This is a genomic window from uncultured Bacteroides sp. (assembly GCF_910586915.1).
GTDB lineage: Bacteria > Bacteroidota > Bacteroidia > Bacteroidales > Bacteroidaceae > Bacteroides.
The window spans coordinates 58036-79602 of the sequence record NZ_CAJULN010000004.1; the positions used below are offsets into that span (position 1 = coordinate 58036).

General features: G+C 41.8%; 36 protein-coding genes. 1 reads left to right on the top strand and 35 read right to left on the bottom strand.

Going from position 1 to position 21567, the window contains the following annotated elements:
• Nucleotides 1–17: 17 nt before the first annotated feature.
• Complete coding sequence (locus QZ331_RS02725; protein ID WP_294627847.1) at nucleotides 18–674, bottom strand: TetR/AcrR family transcriptional regulator; 657 nt, start codon at nucleotides 672–674, stop codon at nucleotides 18–20.
• Between the two features lie 244 nt (nucleotides 675–918).
• On the opposite strand from QZ331_RS02725, the gene QZ331_RS02730 reads away from it, so the two are divergent.
• Nucleotides 919–2757 (top strand): MutS family DNA mismatch repair protein, encoded by a 1839-nt coding sequence (locus QZ331_RS02730; RefSeq protein WP_294627849.1) that lies wholly within the window; start codon nucleotides 919–921, stop codon nucleotides 2755–2757.
• Between the two features lie 32 nt (nucleotides 2758–2789).
• Here QZ331_RS02730 and QZ331_RS02735 read toward each other — a convergent pair whose 3' ends face one another.
• From QZ331_RS02735 to rpsG, 34 genes are all read right to left on the bottom strand, one after another.
• A complete protein-coding gene (locus QZ331_RS02735) occupies nucleotides 2790–3326 on the bottom strand; it encodes a hypothetical protein (protein ID WP_294627991.1) in 537 nt (178 codons plus the stop codon).
• Between the two features lie 71 nt (nucleotides 3327–3397).
• Nucleotides 3398–3793 carry a hypothetical protein gene (locus tag QZ331_RS02740; RefSeq protein WP_294627851.1) on the bottom strand — a complete coding sequence of 132 codons (396 nt, stop codon included), beginning with the start codon at nucleotides 3791–3793 and terminating at the stop codon, nucleotides 3398–3400.
• A 168-nt stretch (nucleotides 3794–3961) separates the two neighbouring features.
• Nucleotides 3962–4450 carry a 50S ribosomal protein L17 gene (gene rplQ, locus QZ331_RS02745; protein WP_294627853.1) on the bottom strand — a complete coding sequence of 163 codons (489 nt, stop codon included), beginning with the start codon at nucleotides 4448–4450 and terminating at the stop codon, nucleotides 3962–3964.
• Between the two features lie 3 nt (nucleotides 4451–4453).
• A complete protein-coding gene (locus QZ331_RS02750; RefSeq protein ID WP_294627855.1) occupies nucleotides 4454–5446 on the bottom strand; it encodes a DNA-directed RNA polymerase subunit alpha in 993 nt (330 codons plus the stop codon).
• Nucleotides 5447–5457: 11 nt separating this feature from the next.
• Nucleotides 5458–6063 (bottom strand): 30S ribosomal protein S4, encoded by a 606-nt coding sequence (rpsD, locus tag QZ331_RS02755; RefSeq protein ID WP_294627857.1) that lies wholly within the window; start codon nucleotides 6061–6063, stop codon nucleotides 5458–5460.
• A 116-nt stretch (nucleotides 6064–6179) separates the two neighbouring features.
• Nucleotides 6180–6569 (bottom strand): 30S ribosomal protein S11, encoded by a 390-nt coding sequence (gene rpsK, locus QZ331_RS02760; RefSeq protein ID WP_004296327.1) that lies wholly within the window; start codon nucleotides 6567–6569, stop codon nucleotides 6180–6182.
• A gap of 11 nt (nucleotides 6570–6580) precedes the next feature.
• Nucleotides 6581–6961 (bottom strand): 30S ribosomal protein S13, encoded by a 381-nt coding sequence (gene rpsM / locus QZ331_RS02765; protein WP_004296328.1) that lies wholly within the window; start codon nucleotides 6959–6961, stop codon nucleotides 6581–6583.
• A 33-nt stretch (nucleotides 6962–6994) separates the two neighbouring features.
• A complete protein-coding gene (gene ykgO / locus QZ331_RS02770) occupies nucleotides 6995–7111 on the bottom strand; it encodes a type B 50S ribosomal protein L36 (protein WP_002558051.1) in 117 nt (38 codons plus the stop codon).
• A gap of 8 nt (nucleotides 7112–7119) precedes the next feature.
• Nucleotides 7120–7338, bottom strand: coding sequence for a translation initiation factor IF-1 (infA, locus tag QZ331_RS02775; RefSeq protein WP_002558052.1), 219 nt, complete (start codon nucleotides 7336–7338; stop codon nucleotides 7120–7122).
• 1 nt (nucleotide 7339) lies between these two features.
• A complete protein-coding gene (map, locus tag QZ331_RS02780; RefSeq protein WP_294627859.1) occupies nucleotides 7340–8137 on the bottom strand; it encodes a type I methionyl aminopeptidase in 798 nt (265 codons plus the stop codon).
• Between the two features lie 15 nt (nucleotides 8138–8152).
• On the bottom strand, nucleotides 8153–9493 hold the full coding sequence (gene secY / locus QZ331_RS02785) for a preprotein translocase subunit SecY (protein WP_294627860.1): 1341 nt from the start codon (nucleotides 9491–9493) through the stop codon (nucleotides 8153–8155).
• A gap of 4 nt (nucleotides 9494–9497) precedes the next feature.
• Nucleotides 9498–9944: a 50S ribosomal protein L15 gene (gene rplO / locus QZ331_RS02790; protein WP_294627861.1), complete on the bottom strand. Its 447-nt coding sequence runs from the start codon at nucleotides 9942–9944 to the stop codon at nucleotides 9498–9500.
• 32 nt (nucleotides 9945–9976) lie between these two features.
• Nucleotides 9977–10153 (bottom strand): 50S ribosomal protein L30, encoded by a 177-nt coding sequence (gene rpmD, locus QZ331_RS02795; protein ID WP_004296332.1) that lies wholly within the window; start codon nucleotides 10151–10153, stop codon nucleotides 9977–9979.
• Between the two features lie 9 nt (nucleotides 10154–10162).
• On the bottom strand, nucleotides 10163–10681 hold the full coding sequence (rpsE, locus tag QZ331_RS02800; protein ID WP_289765824.1) for a 30S ribosomal protein S5: 519 nt from the start codon (nucleotides 10679–10681) through the stop codon (nucleotides 10163–10165).
• A 5-nt stretch (nucleotides 10682–10686) separates the two neighbouring features.
• Nucleotides 10687–11031 carry a 50S ribosomal protein L18 gene (rplR, locus tag QZ331_RS02805; RefSeq protein ID WP_294627864.1) on the bottom strand — a complete coding sequence of 115 codons (345 nt, stop codon included), beginning with the start codon at nucleotides 11029–11031 and terminating at the stop codon, nucleotides 10687–10689.
• Between the two features lie 21 nt (nucleotides 11032–11052).
• Nucleotides 11053–11622, bottom strand: a complete 570-nt coding sequence (gene rplF, locus QZ331_RS02810; protein ID WP_004296335.1) for a 50S ribosomal protein L6 — start codon at nucleotides 11620–11622, stop codon at nucleotides 11053–11055.
• 15 nt (nucleotides 11623–11637) lie between these two features.
• The gene (gene rpsH, locus QZ331_RS02815) at nucleotides 11638–12033 is read right to left on the bottom strand and encodes a 30S ribosomal protein S8 (RefSeq protein WP_294627867.1); all 396 of its coding nucleotides are present in this window, start codon (nucleotides 12031–12033) and stop codon (nucleotides 11638–11640) included.
• Between the two features lie 53 nt (nucleotides 12034–12086).
• Complete coding sequence (rpsN, locus tag QZ331_RS02820) at nucleotides 12087–12386, bottom strand: 30S ribosomal protein S14 (protein ID WP_294627869.1); 300 nt, start codon at nucleotides 12384–12386, stop codon at nucleotides 12087–12089.
• 5 nt (nucleotides 12387–12391) lie between these two features.
• Nucleotides 12392–12949 (bottom strand): 50S ribosomal protein L5, encoded by a 558-nt coding sequence (gene rplE, locus QZ331_RS02825; protein ID WP_004294559.1) that lies wholly within the window; start codon nucleotides 12947–12949, stop codon nucleotides 12392–12394.
• A complete protein-coding gene (gene rplX / locus QZ331_RS02830) occupies nucleotides 12949–13278 on the bottom strand; it encodes a 50S ribosomal protein L24 (protein WP_294627871.1) in 330 nt (109 codons plus the stop codon). Before rplX ends, rplE begins: the two co-directional genes overlap by 1 nt.
• Before the next feature lie 20 nt (nucleotides 13279–13298).
• Nucleotides 13299–13664 carry a 50S ribosomal protein L14 gene (rplN, locus tag QZ331_RS02835; protein WP_294627873.1) on the bottom strand — a complete coding sequence of 122 codons (366 nt, stop codon included), beginning with the start codon at nucleotides 13662–13664 and terminating at the stop codon, nucleotides 13299–13301.
• Nucleotides 13665–13666: 2 nt separating this feature from the next.
• On the bottom strand, nucleotides 13667–13936 hold the full coding sequence (rpsQ, locus tag QZ331_RS02840; RefSeq protein WP_294627875.1) for a 30S ribosomal protein S17: 270 nt from the start codon (nucleotides 13934–13936) through the stop codon (nucleotides 13667–13669).
• The gene (rpmC, locus tag QZ331_RS02845) at nucleotides 13933–14130 is read right to left on the bottom strand and encodes a 50S ribosomal protein L29 (protein ID WP_294627877.1); all 198 of its coding nucleotides are present in this window, start codon (nucleotides 14128–14130) and stop codon (nucleotides 13933–13935) included. Before rpmC ends, rpsQ begins: the two co-directional genes overlap by 4 nt.
• A 5-nt stretch (nucleotides 14131–14135) precedes the next feature.
• A complete protein-coding gene (gene rplP, locus QZ331_RS02850) occupies nucleotides 14136–14570 on the bottom strand; it encodes a 50S ribosomal protein L16 (RefSeq protein WP_004291234.1) in 435 nt (144 codons plus the stop codon).
• Between the two features lie 23 nt (nucleotides 14571–14593).
• Nucleotides 14594–15325 (bottom strand): 30S ribosomal protein S3, encoded by a 732-nt coding sequence (gene rpsC, locus QZ331_RS02855; protein ID WP_005675430.1) that lies wholly within the window; start codon nucleotides 15323–15325, stop codon nucleotides 14594–14596.
• A gap of 5 nt (nucleotides 15326–15330) precedes the next feature.
• Nucleotides 15331–15741 (bottom strand): 50S ribosomal protein L22, encoded by a 411-nt coding sequence (gene rplV, locus QZ331_RS02860; RefSeq protein ID WP_005675428.1) that lies wholly within the window; start codon nucleotides 15739–15741, stop codon nucleotides 15331–15333.
• Nucleotides 15742–15777: 36 nt separating this feature from the next.
• Nucleotides 15778–16047, bottom strand: coding sequence for a 30S ribosomal protein S19 (gene rpsS / locus QZ331_RS02865; RefSeq protein WP_007747939.1), 270 nt, complete (start codon nucleotides 16045–16047; stop codon nucleotides 15778–15780).
• 20 nt (nucleotides 16048–16067) lie between these two features.
• A complete protein-coding gene (gene rplB, locus QZ331_RS02870) occupies nucleotides 16068–16892 on the bottom strand; it encodes a 50S ribosomal protein L2 (protein ID WP_007747936.1) in 825 nt (274 codons plus the stop codon).
• A gap of 5 nt (nucleotides 16893–16897) precedes the next feature.
• Nucleotides 16898–17188, bottom strand: a complete 291-nt coding sequence (gene rplW, locus QZ331_RS02875) for a 50S ribosomal protein L23 (RefSeq protein WP_279115045.1) — start codon at nucleotides 17186–17188, stop codon at nucleotides 16898–16900.
• 16 nt (nucleotides 17189–17204) lie between these two features.
• Nucleotides 17205–17831 (bottom strand): 50S ribosomal protein L4, encoded by a 627-nt coding sequence (gene rplD, locus QZ331_RS02880; RefSeq protein WP_294627881.1) that lies wholly within the window; start codon nucleotides 17829–17831, stop codon nucleotides 17205–17207.
• Nucleotides 17831–18448 carry a 50S ribosomal protein L3 gene (rplC, locus tag QZ331_RS02885; protein WP_024988101.1) on the bottom strand — a complete coding sequence of 206 codons (618 nt, stop codon included), beginning with the start codon at nucleotides 18446–18448 and terminating at the stop codon, nucleotides 17831–17833. The genes rplD and rplC overlap by 1 nt, the downstream gene beginning before the upstream one ends.
• Before the next feature lie 18 nt (nucleotides 18449–18466).
• The gene (gene rpsJ, locus QZ331_RS02890) at nucleotides 18467–18772 is read right to left on the bottom strand and encodes a 30S ribosomal protein S10 (protein ID WP_002558075.1); all 306 of its coding nucleotides are present in this window, start codon (nucleotides 18770–18772) and stop codon (nucleotides 18467–18469) included.
• Between the two features lie 81 nt (nucleotides 18773–18853).
• On the bottom strand, nucleotides 18854–20971 hold the full coding sequence (gene fusA, locus QZ331_RS02895; protein ID WP_294627883.1) for an elongation factor G: 2118 nt from the start codon (nucleotides 20969–20971) through the stop codon (nucleotides 18854–18856).
• A gap of 38 nt (nucleotides 20972–21009) precedes the next feature.
• Nucleotides 21010–21486 (bottom strand): 30S ribosomal protein S7, encoded by a 477-nt coding sequence (rpsG, locus tag QZ331_RS02900; protein ID WP_294627884.1) that lies wholly within the window; start codon nucleotides 21484–21486, stop codon nucleotides 21010–21012.
• Nucleotides 21487–21567 lie beyond the last annotated feature (81 nt).

Below are 21567 nucleotides of genomic sequence, written 5' to 3' on the forward strand. Positions count from 1 at the left end.
GGGTTGTAGGCAGAACCTCACTCCGGCTTCACGCCCGTGTGGCTTCCGCGATATTCTTGTATAAAATCTTCCAGCACTCTCGCTCCCTTCTCCGTGGAAATACCGCGGATGTAGGTGAACATAATGGATTCGTACACCTCTATGAAGGAATATTCACTGCAAATGTCCGTGTTGAACAATACATTGAACTGCTCGCGCACCATCAGATTGGAAATGGCAAAGTTCACATCCGAACGGAAAATCCCCTGTTCTACTCCTTTCTTGAAGAAAGAGGTTATATTGACCGAATCACTGTCCTGACGGGCTTTCATCATCTCATGTACCTTCGGATATTTCTTGATGTCCTTAAAGAAACGTTTGTTGGTTTGATGAAACATCTCAATACTCATCTGAAACACCGCAAGTATCACCTCCAGCACATTGTGCGATTCGGCGTAAACCTGCTGCAAATACCCGTCTCTATCTGCCTGCGCCTTCAGGACACACTCTTTCAGCAGTGTCTCTTTATCCTCAAAAAGTTCGTAAAGCGTGCGTTTGGAGATGCTCAGCGAAGCAGCAATGTCATCCATCGTAATACTCTTGATTCCGCTCGACCGGAAGGCCTTCATTGCCGTCACCACAATGCGCTCTCTCAAATCAGCCTTTGAGGAAACGTCTTTTCCATACTCTGCCATTGTTCGTTTTTCTTTATCGTTGTTATGCAGTTCTTGTTTTATTCTTCATTTCCAGTAGAAAACGGGGGCAAAGATATATAGAAAACTTAATTAGTATAGAGAGTTTTCAGTTATTTGTTCGCCATTTGAGAATTATTATCATTCGAGTGCACCATATAAAAACAAATGTTAAGAGAAAAGTCCGAAGCCGAAAGAATCCGGAAGTTTTATCGTATTTTTACGGGCATACAATACCGGACATATCATGGAAAGACTAAAAGAGATTACCGCCACCTACCGGCAAATCATCGGGCAGACAGAACTGGAACTGCAAGAAGCACGTAAACGAATCTATTACATCAGCCTGCTGCGGCTGGCCCTGTTCGTGGGAGCCATCACCGGAACCGTAGTCTTTTGGACAGACGGATGGTTGTGGGTATCTCTGTTCGGCGTCTTACCCTTCGCTCTCTTCGTCTGGCTGGTGAAGCGGCACAATCACTGGTTCTACCGCAAAGATTTCCTGAAGAAGAAAATAGAAATCAACGAACAGGAATTGAAAGCCCTCCGATACGACTTCTCCGACTTCGACGGCGGCAACGAATATGCCGACCCGGCACATCTATATACGTTCGACCTCGATATCTTCGGCGAGCAGTCGCTCTTCCAATCGGTCAACCGTACGTCGACCCCCGTAGGCAAGCAGCATCTCGCCCAATGGTTCAACGCCCACTTGGAGAACAAAGAAGCCATCGAACAACGGCAGGAAGCCATCCGCGAACTGGCCTCCGAACTGGAATACCGCCAGCAAATCCGCCTGCTTGGATTGCTCTACAAAGGCAAACCCGCCGACACCACCGAAATCAAAGAGTGGGCAGACAGCCCAAGTTACTACCGCAAGCACACCTTGCTACGCATCGTCCCCAATGCAATAACCCTCGTCAACCTTGTGTGCATCGTTCTTGCTTCCATCGGTCTCCTGCCGTTCAGCGTTGTGGGCGTTACTTTCACAAATTTTGTAATATTCAGCGCCATCTTCTCCAAAGGAATCACCAAACTGCAAATCACCTACGGCAAGAAGTTGCAAATCCTTTCCACATACGCCGACCAAATTCTTCTCACAGAACGGAAGGAGATGCACAGCCCCGTCCTGCAACAGCTAAAAGCAGAACTGACCGACAGCCGCAAAAAGACAGCATCGCAGGCTGTGCGCCAACTCTCGCAACTGATGAACGCGCTTGACCAGCGCAACAATGTATTAATCAGTATCATCCTCAACGGGTTTATCTTCTGGGAACTGCGGCAAATGATGCGCATCGAACAATGGAAAGAGACACACGCCAACGACCTGACGCGCTGGATAGAAACAATCGGAGAAATAGACGCCTATTGCTCGCTCGCCACTTTCGCCTACAACCATCCCGAATATATATACCCTACCATCGTCCCCCGTCCTTTCCTATTGCAAGCCAACGCATTGGGACATCCCCTGATGGAACGCACCAAATGCGTACGGAACGGTATAGATATCGACAAGCGTCCCAGTTTCATCATCATCACCGGAGCCAATATGGCAGGCAAAAGTACTTACCTGCGCACCGTCGGAGTCAACTACCTGTTGGCGTGTATCGGCGCACCTGTCTGGGCAGAGCGGATGGAGCTATATCCGGCACGTCTCGTCACCAGTCTCCGCACCAGCGACTCGCTCACCGACAACGAATCTTATTTCTTTGCCGAACTGAAACGTCTGAAACTTATCATCGACAAACTGAAAGCGGGAGAAGAACTCTTTATTATCCTTGACGAAATTCTGAAAGGCACCAACTCGATGGACAAACAGAAAGGTTCTTTCGCCCTCATCAAACAATTTATGAACATGAATACCAATGGCATCATCGCCACCCACGACCTACTGTTAGGCACATTGATAGATTCTTTCCCGCAAAACATACGCAACTACTGCTTTGAAGCGGACATCACCAACAACGAACTTACCTTCTCTTACTGCATGAGGGACGGAGTCGCCCAAAACATGAACGCCTGCTTCCTGATGAAAAAAATGGGGATAGCCGTTGTCGACGACTCTCCCCATCCTGCAAAAAATTAAAGTTATGTCTCAATACCTATGGTGTATCAGCCCTATCTGCTTTTCGCCAGAAAAGCTACAACGGCAGAAGCACCGTCACCGGTAAAATAGTGTACCGATGTAATCGGCTGATAATTGTATGGCACAAACTGGAACAACTGCACGGCGGCAAATTTCTTGTCCTCGGAAAGTATCACGTCCATACGTATATTGCCACTCGATTCGCTCTTGATAGCAGAAGCGGCTGAAAACGAATCCGAATTTATCATATTCGCCAACGCCTCCATATGTTTCAAATCGAAGAAGAGACTTTGATCCTTAGTAACGCTTCCGGTAGGCAGATAAACGGTCTCTTTGGATTTCCAAAAAAGACGGAAAACACCCGACAACAGCAGTGCCGTCCCTAAAACCATAAGTCCCATCCCTATCGAAGAGGACTTGTCATCCAACTTGAAAGTGGAAGCAATTGCCAATGCGCCAAGTAGCAGCATGACAAAAGAGAATAAAATTCCGGAAACACTCGTACGTTTAGCAATATCGGGATGTGAGGATGCGAATATGGTAGCATCCGTAGCTTGAATAGTTGTCATCATATAGGAATGTTTAATTTATTAGTAAAATGAATTGATTTAAAAAGAAGAAATACCAACAAATCAAACGGCTAAATAAGCATACGCCTTAAAGCAAACACATAGTATTCGCTCGAAAACTGACAATAATAGGAAGTTGTAGTGTTATAAATCCGCCCCCAATGTTGCGTCAGACAATCATCACATTTGGCACAACATTGCAGCAAATTTCTCAAAGTGGTAATGTATTCCCTAAGCTGCACACGCTGGATACGTGTAGCGGGAGTCTGATGACTTTGCAAGTTAGTCAGTTCCGCAACCGGCGAATAAGGATATTCCGGAGCATTTATGTCGCCGGTATGGTACACTGGATAGTCCACGACACTCTCCGCTTCTTCCACCGTTCTTTCAGTGAAAGTATTGCCCGCCATCCCATGAAAGGTAACCGCCAGCAACAGAAACAATATGATTCTTACAAATTTTGCCATATCTCTTTTACATACAACAAATCCTGTCTGCAGAAGTTCATCCCGAAATCCTCTTTTTTAAAATAAGCGAGAGTCCGGTACAAATCAACATCACCCATTGCTCAGCAAAAAAGGCTACTCCCACATATGGAAGTAGCCTCTTTTATATCTATAAGAATAATCGTTGGATTATTCTGCCGATTCAGCATTCGGAGCTTCAGTTGCCGGTGTTTCAACAGCAGCAGGAGCAGCTTCTGCACTCTTCTTGGAACGACGAGTACGAGTAGCTTTCTTAACAACCTTTTCTTTTGCCATGTTTTCATTGTAGTCAACCAACTCAATGAAACACATTTCAGCGTTGTCACCCAAACGGTGTCCAGTCTTGATGATACGAGTGTAACCACCCGGACGGTCAGCAATCTTCACAGAGATTTCCTTGAACAACTCTGTCACTGCAAACTTATCTTGCAAGTTGCTAAATACAACACGACGAGAGTTCGTTGTGTCTTCTTTAGACTTAGTGATCAAAGGCTCAACAAACTTCTTCAAAGCCTTAGCCTTTGCTACAGTCGTAGTGATTCTTTTGTGCTTGATCAAAGAGCAAGCCATGTTAGATAACATAGCGCTTCTATGAGAAGCAGTACGACCTAAATGATTGAATTTTTTATTATGTCTCATTTTTTATTCTTTATCTAATTTATATTTAGAGATATCAGTTCCAAACGACAGATTCAGACTTTCCAGCAAATCATCAAGCTCGGTAAGCGATTTCTTTCCGAAGTTTCTGAACTTCAAGAGGTCGGTCTTGTTGAATTGTACCAAGTCGCCAAGCGTTTCCACGTCAGCAGCCTTCAAACAGTTGAGGGCACGAACTGACAAGTCCATATCAACGAGCTTAGTCTTCAACAACTGACGCATATGCAATACTTCTTCATCAAACTCTTCATTGCTATCAGTATCATTACTTTCCAGCGTGATTTTCTCATCAGAGAACAACATGAAGTGATAAATCAGAATTTTTGCAGCTTCTTTCAGCGCTTCCTTCGGGTGTATGGAACCGTCGGTACTAATCTCAAGCACTAACTTTTCGTAGTCAGTCTTCTGTTCTACACGGAAGTTTTCTACAGCATACTTGACATTACGTATCGGAGTATAAATAGAGTCGATTGGAATTACATTAACATCCGTGCAGAACTCGCGATTTTCATCGGCAGGCACATAACCACGTCCTTTGTTAATGGTAATATCAATCTGCATAGTTGATTTAGAATCTAAATGACAAATAACTAATTCCGGATTTAACACTTCAAATCCAGTCAAATACTTACCTATGTCACCTGCTTTAAATTCACTGGAATTCTCGACAGTGATGCTCACTTTTTCGCTCTCGAACTCTTCAACTACTTGCTTGAATCTCACTTGTTTCAGATTCAAGATAATGTTGGTAACATCCTCTTTTACTCCAGGTACACTAGAAAATTCATGCTCCACACCATCAATTCTGATAGTAGTGATAGCAAAACCCTCTAATGAAGAAAGAAGGATACGGCGTAATGCATTACCCACAGTAATACCAAAACCCGGTTCCAACGGACGAAATTCGAATTTACCGAATCTGGAGTCCGCCTCCAACATTAATACTTTATCAGGTTTTTGAAATGCTAATATCGCCATGAAATTAATTATTATTTAGAATACAATTCAACGATCAAATGTTCTTTAATGTTCTCAGGAATATCTGCTCTCTCAGGTATGTGCAACATTTTACCAACCTTTGAAGACTCATCCCATTCCAACCAAGCATACTTGCTGTGATTGAAACCAGCGAGAGAATTAGCAATCACTTCCAAAGATTTAGATCTTTCACGAACACCAATCAATTGTCCTGGTTTTACTGCATATGAAGGAATATTCACCACTTCACCATCTACAGTAATGTGCTTGTGACTAACCAACTGACGAGCAGCAGCACGTGTAGGAGCGATACCCAAACGGAATACTACATTGTCAAGACGGCCTTCCAGCAATTGAAGGAGTACCTCACCGGTAATACCTTTAGCAGTAGCTGCTTTTTCAAACAAATTGCGGAATTGTTTCTCCAAAACTCCATAGGTGTATTTAGCTTTCTGCTTTTCACGAAGTTGAACACCATATTCAGAAGTTTTTCTTTTTCTTGAATTTCCATGCTGTCCGGGAGGATAGTTCTTCTTTGACAACACTTTATCAGCTCCAAAGATTCCTTCACCGAATTTACGGGCAATTCTTGATTTTGGTCCAGTATATCTAGCCATTTCTTTTTAAATATTTAATTGTTTATTCATGAACTCAATTTGTTGCAGCCGCGATTACAGAGAGAAATTAATGCAATCCAAAAACAAAATCAAGCTCATTGTAAGTTAAAGGTAAATTAAACTCTACGTCTTTTAGGAGGACGACAACCATTATGTGGAAGCGGAGTTACGTCGATGATTTCAGTAACCTCGATGCCAGCACCGTGGATAGTTCTAATAGCAGACTCACGTCCGTTACCTGGACCCTTCACATATGCCTTTACCTTTCTCAGGCCAAGATCGAATGCTATTTTAGCACAATCCTGGGCAGCCATCTGAGCTGCATAAGGAGTGTTCTTTTTAGAACCTCTAAATCCCATTTTACCAGCAGACGACCAAGAGATAATCTGCCCTTCACTATTTGCAAGAGAAACAATAATATTGTTGAAAGATGAATGAACATGCAACTGTCCATTAGCGTCTACTTTCACATTTCTCTTTTTAGCTGCAACTGTTTTTTTTGCCATATCAACAATTATTATTTAGTAGCTTTTTTCTTATTAGCAACGGTTTTCTTTCTACCCTTACGAGTACGTGCATTGTTCTTAGTGCTCTGACCTCTTACGGGAAGACCGATACGGTGACGCACACCACGATAGCAACCAATATCCATTAATCGCTTAATGTTCAATTGGATTTCAGAACGAAGGTCACCTTCCACTTTGTATTCTGCACCGATAATCTCACGAATCTTAGCAGCCTGATCATCTGTCCAGTCTTTAACCTTCAAGTCCTTGTCTACACCAGCTTTATCTAAAATTTTTGCTGAACTACTGCGACCTATTCCATATACATAGGTCAACGCAATTTCACCTCTTTTATTCTGAGGCAAATCTACACCAACTATTCTTATAGCCATATACTAAATTATTTTTTTTGCAAAAATAACAAATTATCCTTGACGTTGTTTATACTTAGGATTTTTCTTGTTAATAACATACAAACGGCCATTACGTCTAACGATCTTACATTCTGGCGTGCGTTTTTTTAATGATGCTCTTACTTTCATATCTTATTTTATTTATATCTAAACACAATTCTTCCTTTCGATAAGTCGTAAGGAGACATTTCGACTCTCACTTTATCTCCCGGCAAAATCTTGATGTAATGCATCCGCATCTTGCCCGAAATATGCGCAGTAATCTCATGTCCGTTTTCTAATTCAACACGAAACATTGCATTTGACAATGCTTCAACTATAACTCCATCTTGTTCTATTGCAGATTGCTTTGCCATATTATATTGCTTTATCTCCTAAAACTTCTTCTATGAATTTGAATGATGATAAAATATCAGCTTCACCGGCCCCTACAGCTACCGTATGTTCAAAGTGCGCAGCACACTTACGGTCTCTTGTCCTCACCGTCCATCCATCGCGTTCCATGATCACCTGACGGTCTCCGAGTGTTATCATCGGCTCTATCGCGATGCAAAGCCCTCTTTTCATCAAGGTGCCGCTTCCTCTCTTCCCGTAATTGGGCACTTGAGGATCTTCGTGCATTTGCTGACCGATACCATGACCTACAAACTCGCGCACTACGCCATACGAATGAGACTCACAATATTGCTGGATAGCATATCCGATATCTCCGATTCTTTTGCCATGCACAGCATTCTGGATGCCGATATATAACGCTTCTTTAGTTACCTTCAACAGATTATGAACCTCTTCGTCCACCTCTCCTACACAAAAAGTATAAGCAGAATCACCACAAAAACCATTCATATATGTTCCACAATCCACCGATACGATATCGCCGTCTTTCAGTACGATATCTCCCGGGATTCCGTGCACTACCTGTTCGTTAACAGAAGTACAAAGGGTTGCGGGAAACGGGTCTCCATATTGATTCGGAAATCCTTTGAAAGTCGGAACTGCTCCGTGATCTCTGATGAACTCTTCGGCCACCTTATCCAACTCACGTGTAGTAACACCGGGTTTCACTAATTTAGCAACCTCCGCCAAAGTCTTTCCGACAAGCAGATTACTCTGACGGAGCAATTCTATTTCATCTTCTGTTTTAAGAAATATCATTTCTAATCTAAAGAATTAATATGCCGCTACACCAGCGCGTCCTTTGATACGACCGGATTTCAACAGTCCGTCATAGTGTCTCATCAACAAATGACTTTCGACCTGTTGCAGTGTATCAAGAACTACACCTACAAGAATTAACAAAGACGTACCGCCGAAGAACTGAGCAAAACCGGCTTGCACTCCGAATACGCCGGCAAAAGCAGGCATAATAGCCACCAAAGCCAAGAAGAAAGAACCCGGTAAAGTGATATGAGACATAATGTCATCAATATACTCTGCCGTTTGCTTTCCCGGTTTGATGCCAGGGATGAAACCGTTGTTTCTCTTCATATCTTCAGCCATCTGAGTCGGATTAATTGTAATTGCAGTATAGAAATATGTGAATAATATGATCATTACCGCAAAGACAAAATTATACCAGAAACTTGTATGATCTGTAAACGCCTGCAAGAAACCGCTTGCATCATTTACATTTGAAAAACCGATAAATGTAATAGGAATAAACATGATTGCCTGAGCAAAGATGATAGGCATTACACCGGCAGCATTCACTTTCAAAGGAATGTACTGTCTTGCACCACCATATTGCTTGTTGCCGACAATTCTCTTAGCATACTGCACAGGTATCTTTCTTGTACCCTGCACCAAAAGGATAGCAGCACCAATCACTAACAACAAGAATACGATTTCAATTATAAACATAATCAGACCACCACTCTTATTTGCCACTCTGGAGACAACTTCCTGCAACAGAGCATCAGGGAAACGAGCGATGATACCAATCAAAATGATAAATGAAATACCATTACCAATACCTTTATCAGTAATTCTTTCACCAAGCCACAAAATAAACATACTACCTGCTGCCAAAATGATGGTAGAGGTAACCATAAACAGAGTCCAATCTAATGAAGCATTCAAGGAAGGACCAGCCTGCATTTTAAGATTGAGCAAATAAGAAGGGGCCTGAACTAACAATATACCGATCGTCAGATAACGGGTATACTGATTCATTTTTCTTCTGCCGCTCTCACCCTCGCGCTGCAGTTTCTGGAAATACGGCACAGCGATTCCCAACAACTGGATGACGATAGATGCAGAGATATAAGGCATGATTCCCAACGCAAAAATAGAAGCATTAGAAAACGCTCCTCCAGAGAACATATTCAACAAGGCTAAAAGGCCTTCACTTGTTTGTTCGTGCAATTTTGCCAGCATTGCCGGATTGATACCCGGTAACACGACATATGAACCGAAACGATAAATTGCCACGAACAATATGGTGATGAGGATCCGTTGTCTCAGATCCTCAATCTTCCATATATTCTTTAATGTTTCAATAGCTTTTCTCATTGAATCAGAGTTTTACTACAGTTCCACCAGCAGCTTCGATAGCAGCAGTTGCAGTCTTAGAGAATGCGTGTGCTTCTACTTCCAACTTGTTAGTCAGAGCTCCGTTACCCAATACTTTTACCAACTGATTTGAAGAAATAAATCCTGCTTCAACAAAATCGTTAATACCCACTTTAGCCAAGTTTTTAGCTTCAGCAAGTTTCTGGATAGTATCCAGGTTGATTGCTTTGTATTCTACACGATTGATGTTCTTAAAACCAAATTTAGGAACCCGACGTTGAAGCGGCATCTGACCACCTTCAAAACCGATTTTCTTAGAGTATCCAGATCTTGATTTAGCTCCTTTATGACCTCTTGTAGAAGTACCGCCTAAGCCAGAACCAGCACCACGTCCAATTCTTTTTCTTGTCTTAGTAGATCCCTCTGCAGGTTTTAAATTACTTAAGTTCATATTGTAATTTCGTTTTATTATTCAACAAATAATTACTTAACAATGGCAACCAAGTGTTTTACTTTATCTACCATTCCAAGAATTGAAGGAGTGCTTTCGTGTTCAACCACACGGTTCAGTTTACGAAGTCCCAGTGCATCAAGAGTTCTTTTCTGATCAGCCGGAGCACCAATTCTACTTTTAACTTGTTTAATCTTTATAGTTGACATATCTCCTCCTTATCCTCTAAATACTTTTTCTACACTAATACCTCTGTTTTGAGCCACCATTCTTGCATCACGCATCTCGCTCAAAGCCTCAATTGTAGCTTTCACGAGGTTGTGCGGATTTGAAGAGCCTTTTGACTTAGCCAAAACGTCGGTAACACCAACACTTTCCAATACAGCACGCATAGCACCACCAGCTACAACACCGGTACCGTGAGATGCAGGTTTGATGAATACTTCAGCACCACCGAATTTAGCAGACTGTTCGTGAGGAACAGTACCTTTCAAAATAGGCACTCTTACCAAATTCTTTTTAGCTGACTCAACACCCTTAGCAATAGCAGCCGTTACTTCACCTGCTTTACCAAGTCCCCAGCCGATGATACCTTCTTCGTTACCTACAACAACGATTGCAGAGAAACTGAAAGTTCTACCACCTTTGGTAACCTTAGTAACACGATTGATAGCAACCAGTCTATCTTTTAGTTCTATATCGTTAGTTATCTTAACTCTATTATTAACTCCTGCCATAATGATTAAAATTTAAGTCCACCGTTACGAGCAGCATCAGCTACTTCTTTTACTCTCCCATGATACAAGTAACCATTACGGTCGAAAACAACAGTAGTTATACCTGCTTCCTGAGCCTTTTTAGCAATCAACTCACCCACTTTGGCAGCTTGTTCTTTCTTAGCAACTTTTTCAGTCATACCTAAAGAAGAAGCAGCAGCCAATGTTTTACCAGAAAGATCATCGATAATCTGGACATAAATTTGCTTGTTACTTCTAAATACACTCATACGCGGACGTTCAGCAGTACCTGAAATTTTATTGCGTACTCTATATTTGATTTTAACTCGTCTTTCTATTTTTGTTGTCATAATAATCTAATTTTATATGATTTATTTAGCACCGGCTGATTTACCAGACTTTCTACGAATTACTTCGCCAACAAACTTAATACCTTTACCCTTGTACGGTTCAGGTTTACGGAAAGAACGTATTTTTGAGCAAACTTGACCAAGCAACTGTTTGTCACACGATTCCAGTATGATAAGAGGATTCTTGTTTCTTTCAGACTTAGTTTCAACTTTTACCTCAGCAGGCAATTGGATGAAAATATTGTGTGTATAACCTAAAGCCAGTTCAATGATGTTACCTTGATTAGAAGCACGATAACCTACACCGACAAGTTCCAGCTCTTTTTTGTATCCTTCAGATACGCCCACAACCATGTTGTGAACCAAAGAACGATACAAACCGTGGAAAGCGTGTTTCTGCTTCGGGTTATCAAGCATTTCTTTATCGTTTTCTGTTAAAGTCACGTGTCCGTCTTCAATGGCAACATTGATAGCAGGATTCACATATTGGCTCATTTCGCCTTTGGGTCCCTTTACGGTAACCACATTGTCTTTCAGAGTGACAGTCACTCCGGCAGGGATACTAATGGGTAATTTTCCTATTCTTGACATTCTAAATCCTCCTAATTAATATACGTAACACAAGACTTCACCACCGATTTTCAATTCAGCAGCCTCTTTGTTAGTCATCACACCTTTGGAAGTAGATATTATAGCAATACCCAACCCATTAATAACACGCGGCATATCTTTGTAACCGGTGTACTTACGCATACCCGGAGAAGATATTCTTTCTAACTTTTTGATTGCGTTAACTTTGTTAACAGAATCATACTTCAAGGCAACTTTAATAGTTCCTTGAGGACCATCTTCTACAAACTTATAGTTAAGAATGTAGCCTTTTTCAAAAAGAATCTTAGTGATTTCTTTTTTCAAATTCGAAGCGGGAACTTCCACAACTCTGTGCTTTGCACTAATTGCATTCCGCAACCTCGTCAAATAATCTGCTATTGGATCAGTCATATAAAAAATAAATTAAATTAATCAGGACTACCCTGACAATATTTAAACAATAATTACCAGCTTGCTTTTTTTACGCCGGGTATCAGTCCGTTGGAAGCCATTTCACGGAACTGAATTCTCGAAATTCCGAATTGGCGAATATAACCTTTAGGACGACCAGTCAGTTTGCAACGGTTGTGCAGACGAATCGGGTTAGAATTCTTCGGCAACTCCTGCAATTTCTGTGCTGCTTCGTAAGCATCAGCAGGATCACCTGTTCTAACGATTTGCTTCAGAGCAGCTCTTTTTTCGGCGTATCTGGCTACTAATTTAGCACGCTTTACTTCACGTGCTTTCATTGATTCCTTTGCCATATCTATTAGTCTTTTTTAGCGTTTTTAAAAGGTAAACCGAATTCCTTCAGTAATGCATAACCTTCTTCATCTGTCTGTGCAGAGGTTACAAAGGTAATATTCATTCCGAGAATTCTTGTAATACTATCGATATTTATTTCAGGGAAAATGATTTGTTCCTGAATACCAAGTGTATAGTTACCTTTACCATCGAACTTGCTTTCGATACCTTTGAAGTCACGGATACGCGGCAGAGCTACACGAACTAATTTTTCAAGGAATTCATACATTCTCTCACGACGTAAAGTTACCATAACGCCAATCGGCATTTTCTTACGCAACTTAAAGTTTGCGATATCTTTGCGAGAAATGGTAGCTACGGCTTTCTGACCTGTAATAGCTGTCATTTCATTGATTGCCACTTCAATAATCTTCTTGTCAGCGACAGCCATACCTAAACCCTGATTGATAACAATCTTCTTAAGTACGGGTACCTGCATTGAAGAAGAATACTGGAACTGTGATTTCAATGCAGGCGCGATACGCTCTGCATATTCTTTCTTAAGACTAGCAGTATTACTCATTACTTAATCTCCTCTCCTGATTTTTTAGAATAACGTACTACAGTTCTTTTACCATCCAAAGAACTTACTTTTCTTCCAATACGCGTTGCTTTACCAGTTTTTGGATCAACCGGGTTCAAATTTGAAATATGGATGGAAGCCTCTTGCTTCACGATACCACCTTGCGGGTTCTTCGCATTGGGTTTAGTGCTCTTAGATACCATATTGATACCTTCTACAAACGCACGTCCTTCTTTAACAAGAACCTTCAATACACGACCAGTTTTGCCCTTATCTTCACCAGCATTTACGTAAACTGTGTCGCCTTTTTTAATATGTAATTTACTCATTACTTAAATCTTTTACAAAATTAAAGTACCTCAGGCGCAAGTGACACCACTTTCATGTTTGCAGCACGAAGTTCTCTTGCTACAGGACCGAAAATACGACTTCCTCTAATTTCACCTGCATTGTTCAACAACACGCAAGCATTATCGTCAAAACGTATATAAGAACCATCGGGACGACGGATTTCTTTCTTTGTACGTACAATCAAAGCCTTTGATACTGCACCTTTTTTAACATCACTCGAAGGGATAACGCTCTTCACTGAAACCACAATGACATCCCCCACTGAAGCGTAGCGACGACGTGTACCGCCCAAAACGCGGATACACATAGCCTCTTTAGCTCCACTGTTATCACATACTGTAAGTCTGGATTCTACTTGTATCATAATTACTTAGCTCTTTCAATTATTTCTACTACTCTCCATCTTTTCGTCTTGCTCAAAGGACGAGTTTCCATGATGCGTACAGTATCACCGATATTGCATTCATTTTTTTCATCATGAGCATGGTATTTCTTCGTTTTGCTAACGAACTTACCATATATAGGGTGCTTTTCTTTAAACTTAGCAGCAACGGTGATGGTTTTGTCCATCTTATTGCTTGACACAACCCCTGTTCTTTCTTTTCTTAAATTTCTTGCTTCCATCAAGCTGATCATTTATTGTTAAGTTCTCTTTGGCGTAACTCGGTTTTCATACGCGCGATAGTCCTGCGTAACTGTTTGATTTGAGCAGGATTTTCCAAAGGAGAAATAGAATGATTGATAACCATTTGGTCATAATTAGCTGTTTCTGCCTGTACTCTTTCTACTAAATCATTAGTAGTCATTTCTTTAATTTCTGCAATTTTCATACCACTTACGCATTTTGATTTTGAATATCATAATCACGTCTTACGACAAACTTCGTTGTAATAGGAAGTTTCTGAGCAGCTAAGCGCAACGCTTCTTTCGCAATTTCGTAAGATACTCCTTCAGCTTCGATGATGATTCTTCCCGGAGTTACAGGAGCCACAAATCCTTCCGGAGCACCTTTACCTTTACCCATACGTACATCGGCAGGCTTTCTTGTGATAGGCTTATCCGGGAATATACGAATCCAGATCTGTCCTTGACGTTGCATATATCTTGTTACTGCAATACGAGCAGCTTCGATCTGACGGCCTGTAATCCATTTAGTCTCCAAAGCCTTTATGCCAAAAGAGCCAAAGGCCAACTGGTTACCTCTTTGGGCGTTACCTTTCTGGCGGCCTTTTTGTTGTCTTCTGAATTTTGTCTTTTTCGGTTGTAACATAGTTTCCTAAAATTCAAATTCGTTTAGCGATTATTTTTCTTTCTTTTGAAGTTTTTGCCGCCGTTGTTTCCACCATTGTTTCCACGACCACTTTCTTTGCTTTGTGTAAAGTTCGGAGCCAATTCTCTCTTTCCAAATACTTCACCTCTACAAATCCAAACTTTGATACCCAGCAAACCTACTTTGGTCAATGCTTCTGCATGACAGTAGTCGATATCTGCTCTGAAAGTGTGCAACGGAGTTCTTCCTTCCTTATACATTTCAGAACGAGCCATTTCCGCTCCATTCAAACGTCCTGAAATCTGAATTTTGATACCTTCGGCACCCATACGCATTGTGTTTGCGATAGCCATCTTGATGGCACGGCGATAGGCAATTTTACCTTCTACCTGGCGAGCGATGTTGTTGGCAACAATCACAGCGTCGAGTTCGGGTCTCTTCACTTCAAAGATATTGATTTGAATATCTTTGTCGGTAACCTTCTTCAACTCCTCTTTCAGTTTATCAACTTCTTGGCCACCTTTACCGATAATAATACCCGGGCGAGCAGTACAAACAGTAATAGTAACGAGCTTCAGCGTACGTTCAATTACGATTCTTGATACACTTGCCTTTGCAAGTCTTGCATTAAGATATTTACGGATTTTGCTATCTTCCAGCAAAGAATCACCGTAATCATTTCCACCGTACCAGTTAGAATCCCATCCTCTGATAATTCCTAAACGGTTGCTTATTGGATTAACTTTTTGTCCCATCTACCTTAATTTTGATCTTCGTTATTACTTTTAGCACCAACGAACAATGTTACGTGATTTGAACGTTTGCGAATTCTATAACCTCTACCCTGTGGTGCCGGTCTCATTCTTTTAAGCGTAGCTCCACCATCAACAAAAATCTTTGTTACGAACAATTCGCCGCTTTCTGCCTTACGTTCGTTTTTCTGTTCCCAGTTAGCAATTGCAGAGCGAAGCAGTTTTTCCACTCTTGCAGCAGCTTCTTTTGAAGAAAATTTCAAAACACCAAGTGCTCTGTTCACTTCCATGCCGCGAATCATGTCTGCCACCAGACGCATCTTGCGCGGAGAAGTAGGAACATTTTGCAATTTTGCAAAATACATGGTCTTAAGGGCTTCTTTTCTCTTTTCAGCCGATATTTTTTTTCTTGCTCCCATTATTATTTATTACTTTATTATTTCAAATAAATCCTGTTATTTTTTCTTGTTACCAGCGTGTCCTCTGAATGTACGAGTTGGAGCGAATTCGCCCAACTTGTGTCCTACCATATTTTCGGTAACATAAACAGGAATAAATTTATTTCCATTGTGAACTGCAACAGTATGGCCTACAAAATCAGGCGAAATCATTGAAGCTCTGGCCCAAGTCTTTACTACGACTTTCTTGCCTGATTCATTCATTGCAAGAATTCTCTTTTCGAGTTTTACGTTGATATATGGACCTTTTTTTAATGAACGACTCATAGTTTACTCAATTAATCAGATTACTTTTTTCTTCTCTCAATAATGTACTTAGATGATTGTTTCTTAGGAGCTCTTGTCTTAAGTCCCTTAGCGTACAATCCCTTACGTGATCTTGGGTGACCTCCGGAAGCACGTCCTTCACCACCACCCATCGGGTGATCAACCGGGTTCATAACAACACCACGGTTGCGAGGACGACGTCCTTGCCAACGAGAGCGTCCAGCTTTACCTGAACTTTCCAATCCATGATCTGAGTTACCTACACTACCGATAGTAGCTTTGCATGTGCTAAGAATCTGTCTTACTTCACCTGAAGGCAACTTGATTACACAGTACTTACCCTCACGAGAAGTCAACTGTGCGAAGTTACCAGCCGAGCGAACCAACGCTGCGCCCTGTCCCGGACGTAATTCGATGTTGTGGATTACAGTACCCACCGGGATGTTCTGAAGCGGAAGAGCGTTACCGATTTCCGGTGCAGCTGTTTCACCAGACATTAAAGTCGCGCCAACTTGCAATCCATTGGGAGCAATAATGTATCTTTTTTCTCCATCAGCGTAAAACAACAAAGCGATACGAGCCGAACGGTTCGGATCGTATTCTATCGTTTTAACTACTGCTGGAACACCGTCTTTATTTCTCTTGAAATCAACAATTCTAATCACCTTTCTATGACCGCCGCCGATGTAGCGCATTGTCATCTTACCTTCGTTGTTACGACCTCCGGATGATTTCTTACCATACACAAGAGACTTTTCTGGTACTGATGCAGTAATTTCTTCGAAAGTACCAATAATTTTATGTCTTTGCCCCGGTGTTGTGGGCTTAAATTTACGTACTGCCATTTTTATTAAATATTGCTATAAAAATCAATAGTATCTCCTTCTTTCAATGTAACGATTGCTTTTTTGTATGCATTCGTACGACCATTGATGATACCTGCTTTCGTATAACGGCTCTTATTTTTGCCAGCATACCGTAAGGTATTTACATCAACTACTGTAACATTATAAAGAGCTTCAACTTCCTTCTTAATTTCCAGTTTGTTAGCTTCAGGACGCACTACAAAGCCGAAACGGTTCAGCTTGTCAGTGATTGCAGTCATTTTTTCTGTTACCAACGGTTTAATAATAATTCCCATTATTTAAGCCTCCTTTTTAAATTAAGATATTGTCAATAGCTTTCAAAGAGTTTTCTGTAAGCACGATAACCCCAGCATTCAATACTCTGTAAGTATTTAATCCTGAGATAGTCTGTACATTAACACCTTCGATGTTACGAGCTGACAAATATACGTTTTTATTTGCTTCCGGTAAAATCATAAGTAGCTTTTTGTCGGAAACTTTAAGATTTTTTGTCATTCCAACGAAATCTTTTGTCTTCGGAGCTTCGAAAGTGAAGTCTTCTACGACAACGATTGCATTGTTCTGAGCTTTATAAGACAGAGCTGACTTGCGGGCCAATGTCTTAACTTTTTTATTCAACTTGAAGTAATAGTCTCTGGGGTTGGGACCGAACACGCGGCCACCACCTACGAGCACCGGTGAGTTCATATCACCACGACGAGCACCGCCGCCACCTTTCTGACGACCGATTTTGCGTGTAGAACCACTGATTTCACTTCTTTCTTTTGACTTATGAGTACCCTGACGCTGATTAGCCATAAATTGTTTTACGTCCAAATAGATAGCGTGGTCGTTGGGCTCAATTCCGAAGATAGATTCGTTTAACGTAACCTTTCTCCCAGTGTCTTCACCTTTAATGTTATATACGTTAACTTCCATTATTTCTCAATTAATACGATTGAACCTTTGCAACCCGGGATAGAACCTTTGATCAGAAGAAGGTTGTGTTCCGCGATTACCTTTAATACTTGCAAGTTTTGCACAGTGACTCTGTCGCCACCAAGCTGTCCACCCATACGCATTCCTTTGAATACTTTTGCGGGGTAAGAACAAGCACCGATAGAACCCGGTTTACGAGCACGGTTGTGCTGTCCGTGAGTAGTCTGGCCTACACCGCCGAAACCATGTCTTTTTACTACACCCTGGAAACCTTTACCTTTTGAAGTACCGACAACGTCTACAAAGTTAGCGTCGTTGAACAACTCTACGGTAACTGTATCACCCAGATTCAATTCTGTTTCAAATTCTTTGAACTCAGCCAAGTGTCTCTTCGGCGTTACTCCTGCTTTTTTGAAGTGACCCATCAACGGTTTCGTAGTATGTTTTTCCTTTTTATCCTGGAAACCCAACTGAACTGCTGCATAGCCATCTTTTTCTACAGTCTTAACTTGAGTAACAACACAAGGACCTGCTTCGATAACAGTGCATGGTACGTTCTTACCATCGGCACTGAAAACGGATGTCATTCCGATTTTTTTTCCTAATAATCCTGGCATTTCACTAATTTTTAATTATCAAACTTTAATTTCTACTTCCACACCACTCGGCAACTCCAGCTTCATCAAGGCGTCTACCGTCTTAGCTGTTGAGCTATAGATGTCGATCAATCTCTTATAAGAAGAGAGTTCGAACTGTTCGCGAGACTTCTTGTTAACGAAAGTCGAACGGTTCACTGTAAAGATACGCTTGTGCGTAGGCAAAGGAATCGGACCGCTAACGATAGCACCCGTAGCCTTTACGGTTCTTACAATCTTCTCAGCCGATTTGTCAACCAAGTTGTGGTCGTAAGATTTCAATTTAATTCTAATTTTCTGACTCATTATATGTTTAAATTAAGATAATTATAAATAAGATAAAGCGGCAGGCTAAGAGTCATTCGCTAGCCTGCTGCTTAAGATATTTTAGAGTAAATCAGCACGTCCCTTCACTTCCTCCAACACTGCTTTCGCAATAGAAGTAGAAACTTGAGCGTGGTGAGAATAGGTCATAGATGAAGTTGCACGACCCGAAGTGATGGTACGCAATGCTGTTACGTAACCGAACATTTCGGCCAGCGGAACCATTGCTTTCACGATGCGGGCACCCGAACGGCTTGATTCCATTCCTTCAACCTGTCCACGGCGTTTGTTCAAGTCGCCGATAACGTCACCCATGTTTTCTTCCGGAGTTACAACTTCCAACTTCATGATAGGCTCCATCAATACGGGACCTGCCTTAGAACAAGCGTTCTTGTAGGCTTGGATGGCACAGATTTCGAAAGACAACTGGTCAGAGTCAACCGGATGGAATGAACCGTCGACCAAAGTCACTTTCAATGAATCCAGCGGATAACCAGCCAATACACCGTTCTTCATTGCAGTTACGAAACCTTTCTGAACTGACGGGATGAATTCCTTCGGAATGTTACCACCCTTCACTTCGTCGATGAACTGCAATCCGCCTTCTTTGAAGTCTTCGTCAACCGGACCAATCTTAACGATGATATCGGCAAACTTACCGCGACCACCCGACTGCTTCTTGTAAACTTCGCGAAGGTCGACTGTCTTAGTAATGGCTTCTTTGTAGTTAACCTGAGGTTTACCCTGGTTACATTCTACCTTAAACTCGCGTTTCAAACGGTCGATAATGATATCCAAGTGAAGCTCACCCATACCTGAGATTACAGTCTGTCCTGTCTGTTCGTCAGTCTTCACTGTAAATGTCGGGTCTTCTTCAGCCAGTTTAGCCAAACCGTTAGACAGCTTATCCATATCTTTCTGAGTCTTGGGCTCAACGGCGATACCGATTACCGGTTCGGGGAAGTCCATAGATTCCAATACAATCGGAGCTGTTTCGTCGCACAATGTATCGCCTGTGTGGATATCTTTGAAACCTACACCGGCACCGATATCACCGGCACTGATTACTTCAACCGGATTCTGCTTGTTTGAGTGCATCTGGAACAGACGTGAAACACGTTCTTTCTTACCAGAGCGAGTGTTATAGATGTATGAACCGGCTTCAACCTTACCTGAATATACACGGAAGAAAGTCAGACGACCTACGTACGGATCGGTAGCAATCTTAAACGCCAAAGCAGAAGTCTTTTCGTCTTCACTCGGCTTGCGGTCTTCTTCAAGGCCGGTATCCGGGTTTTTACCGATTACATTTTCCGTATCCAGCGGAGAAGGCAAGAAAGCACAAACATAGTCGAGCAATGTCTGAACGCCTTTGTTCTTGAATGAAGAACCGCACAGCATCGGAACAACAGCCATCTGAACGGTAGCATTGCGAAGCGCTCTCAACACCTCTTCTTCTGTGATAGTAGAAGGATCGTCGAAATATTTCTCCATCAAAGCATCGTCGAATTCAGCTACTTTTTCGAGCATCTTGTCTCTCCATTCGTTAGCTTCGTCTACCAGATTGGCAGGGATTTCTTCTACGGTGTAGTCAGCTCCCATTGTCTCATCGTGCCAGTAGATAGCTTTCATCTTAATCAAGTCTACAAGACCTTTGAAAGTTTCTTCAGCACCGATAGGGACAACAATCGGACAAGGGTTTGCTCCCAAAACGTCCTTCATCTGACGCACTACTTCGAAAAAGTCAGCGCCCGAACGGTCCATTTTGTTTACGTATGCGATACGCGGAACATTGTATTTGTCAGCCTGACGCCATACCGTTTCCGACTGCGGTTCTACACCACCTACTGCACAGTAAGCAGCAACAGCACCGTCGAGGATACGCAACGAACGTTCTACCTCTGCGGTAAAGTCAACGTGTCCCGGAGTGTCAATCAGGTTGATTTTGTAAGTATCACCGGCATATTTCCATCTTGTTGTCGTAGCAGCAGATGTAATAGTGATACCACGTTCTTGCTCCTGTTCCATCCAGTCCATTGTAGCGGCACCGTCGTGCACCTCACCGATTTTGTGAGTCAATCCGGTGTAGAACAGGATACGTTCAGAAGTTGTTGTTTTTCCGGCATCGATGTGAGCCATGATACCGATATTACGAGTCAAATGTAAATCTTGCTTAGCCATTTTAATTTCCTCTACTTTAAGTTTTTATAATTACAGTATTAGAATCTAAAATGAGCGAATGCGCGGTTAGCTTCTGCCATTCTGTGCATATCTTCTTTACGCTTGAATGCACCACCTTGTTCATTGAAAGCATCCATGATTTCGGCAGCCAGCTTATCAGCCATTGATTTACCACCTCTTTTGCGTGCAAACAGAATCAGATTCTTCATTGAGATTGATTCTTTGCGGTCGGGGCGGATTTCTGTAGGAACTTGGAAAGTAGCACCACCTACACGGCGAGACTTAACTTCCACTTGCGGAGTCACATTATCCAAAGCCTTTTTCCAGATTTCAAGAGCAGTTTTTTCCTCGTTAGGAAGTTTTGCTTTTACTGTTTCCAGAGCGGCATAAAAGATTTCATAAGATGCATTTTTCTTACCGTCATACATCAAGTGGTTCACGAACTTAGAAACCTTTTGGTCATTAAAAACGGGGTCCGGAAGGATGACACGTTTTTTGGGTTTAGCTTTTCTCATTTGTTTGAAAAATAATGTTTTGTTCTTGGTTGTCTACTTCTTGACTTCTTCAACTCTCCCTCCGGAGAATTTACTCAACCC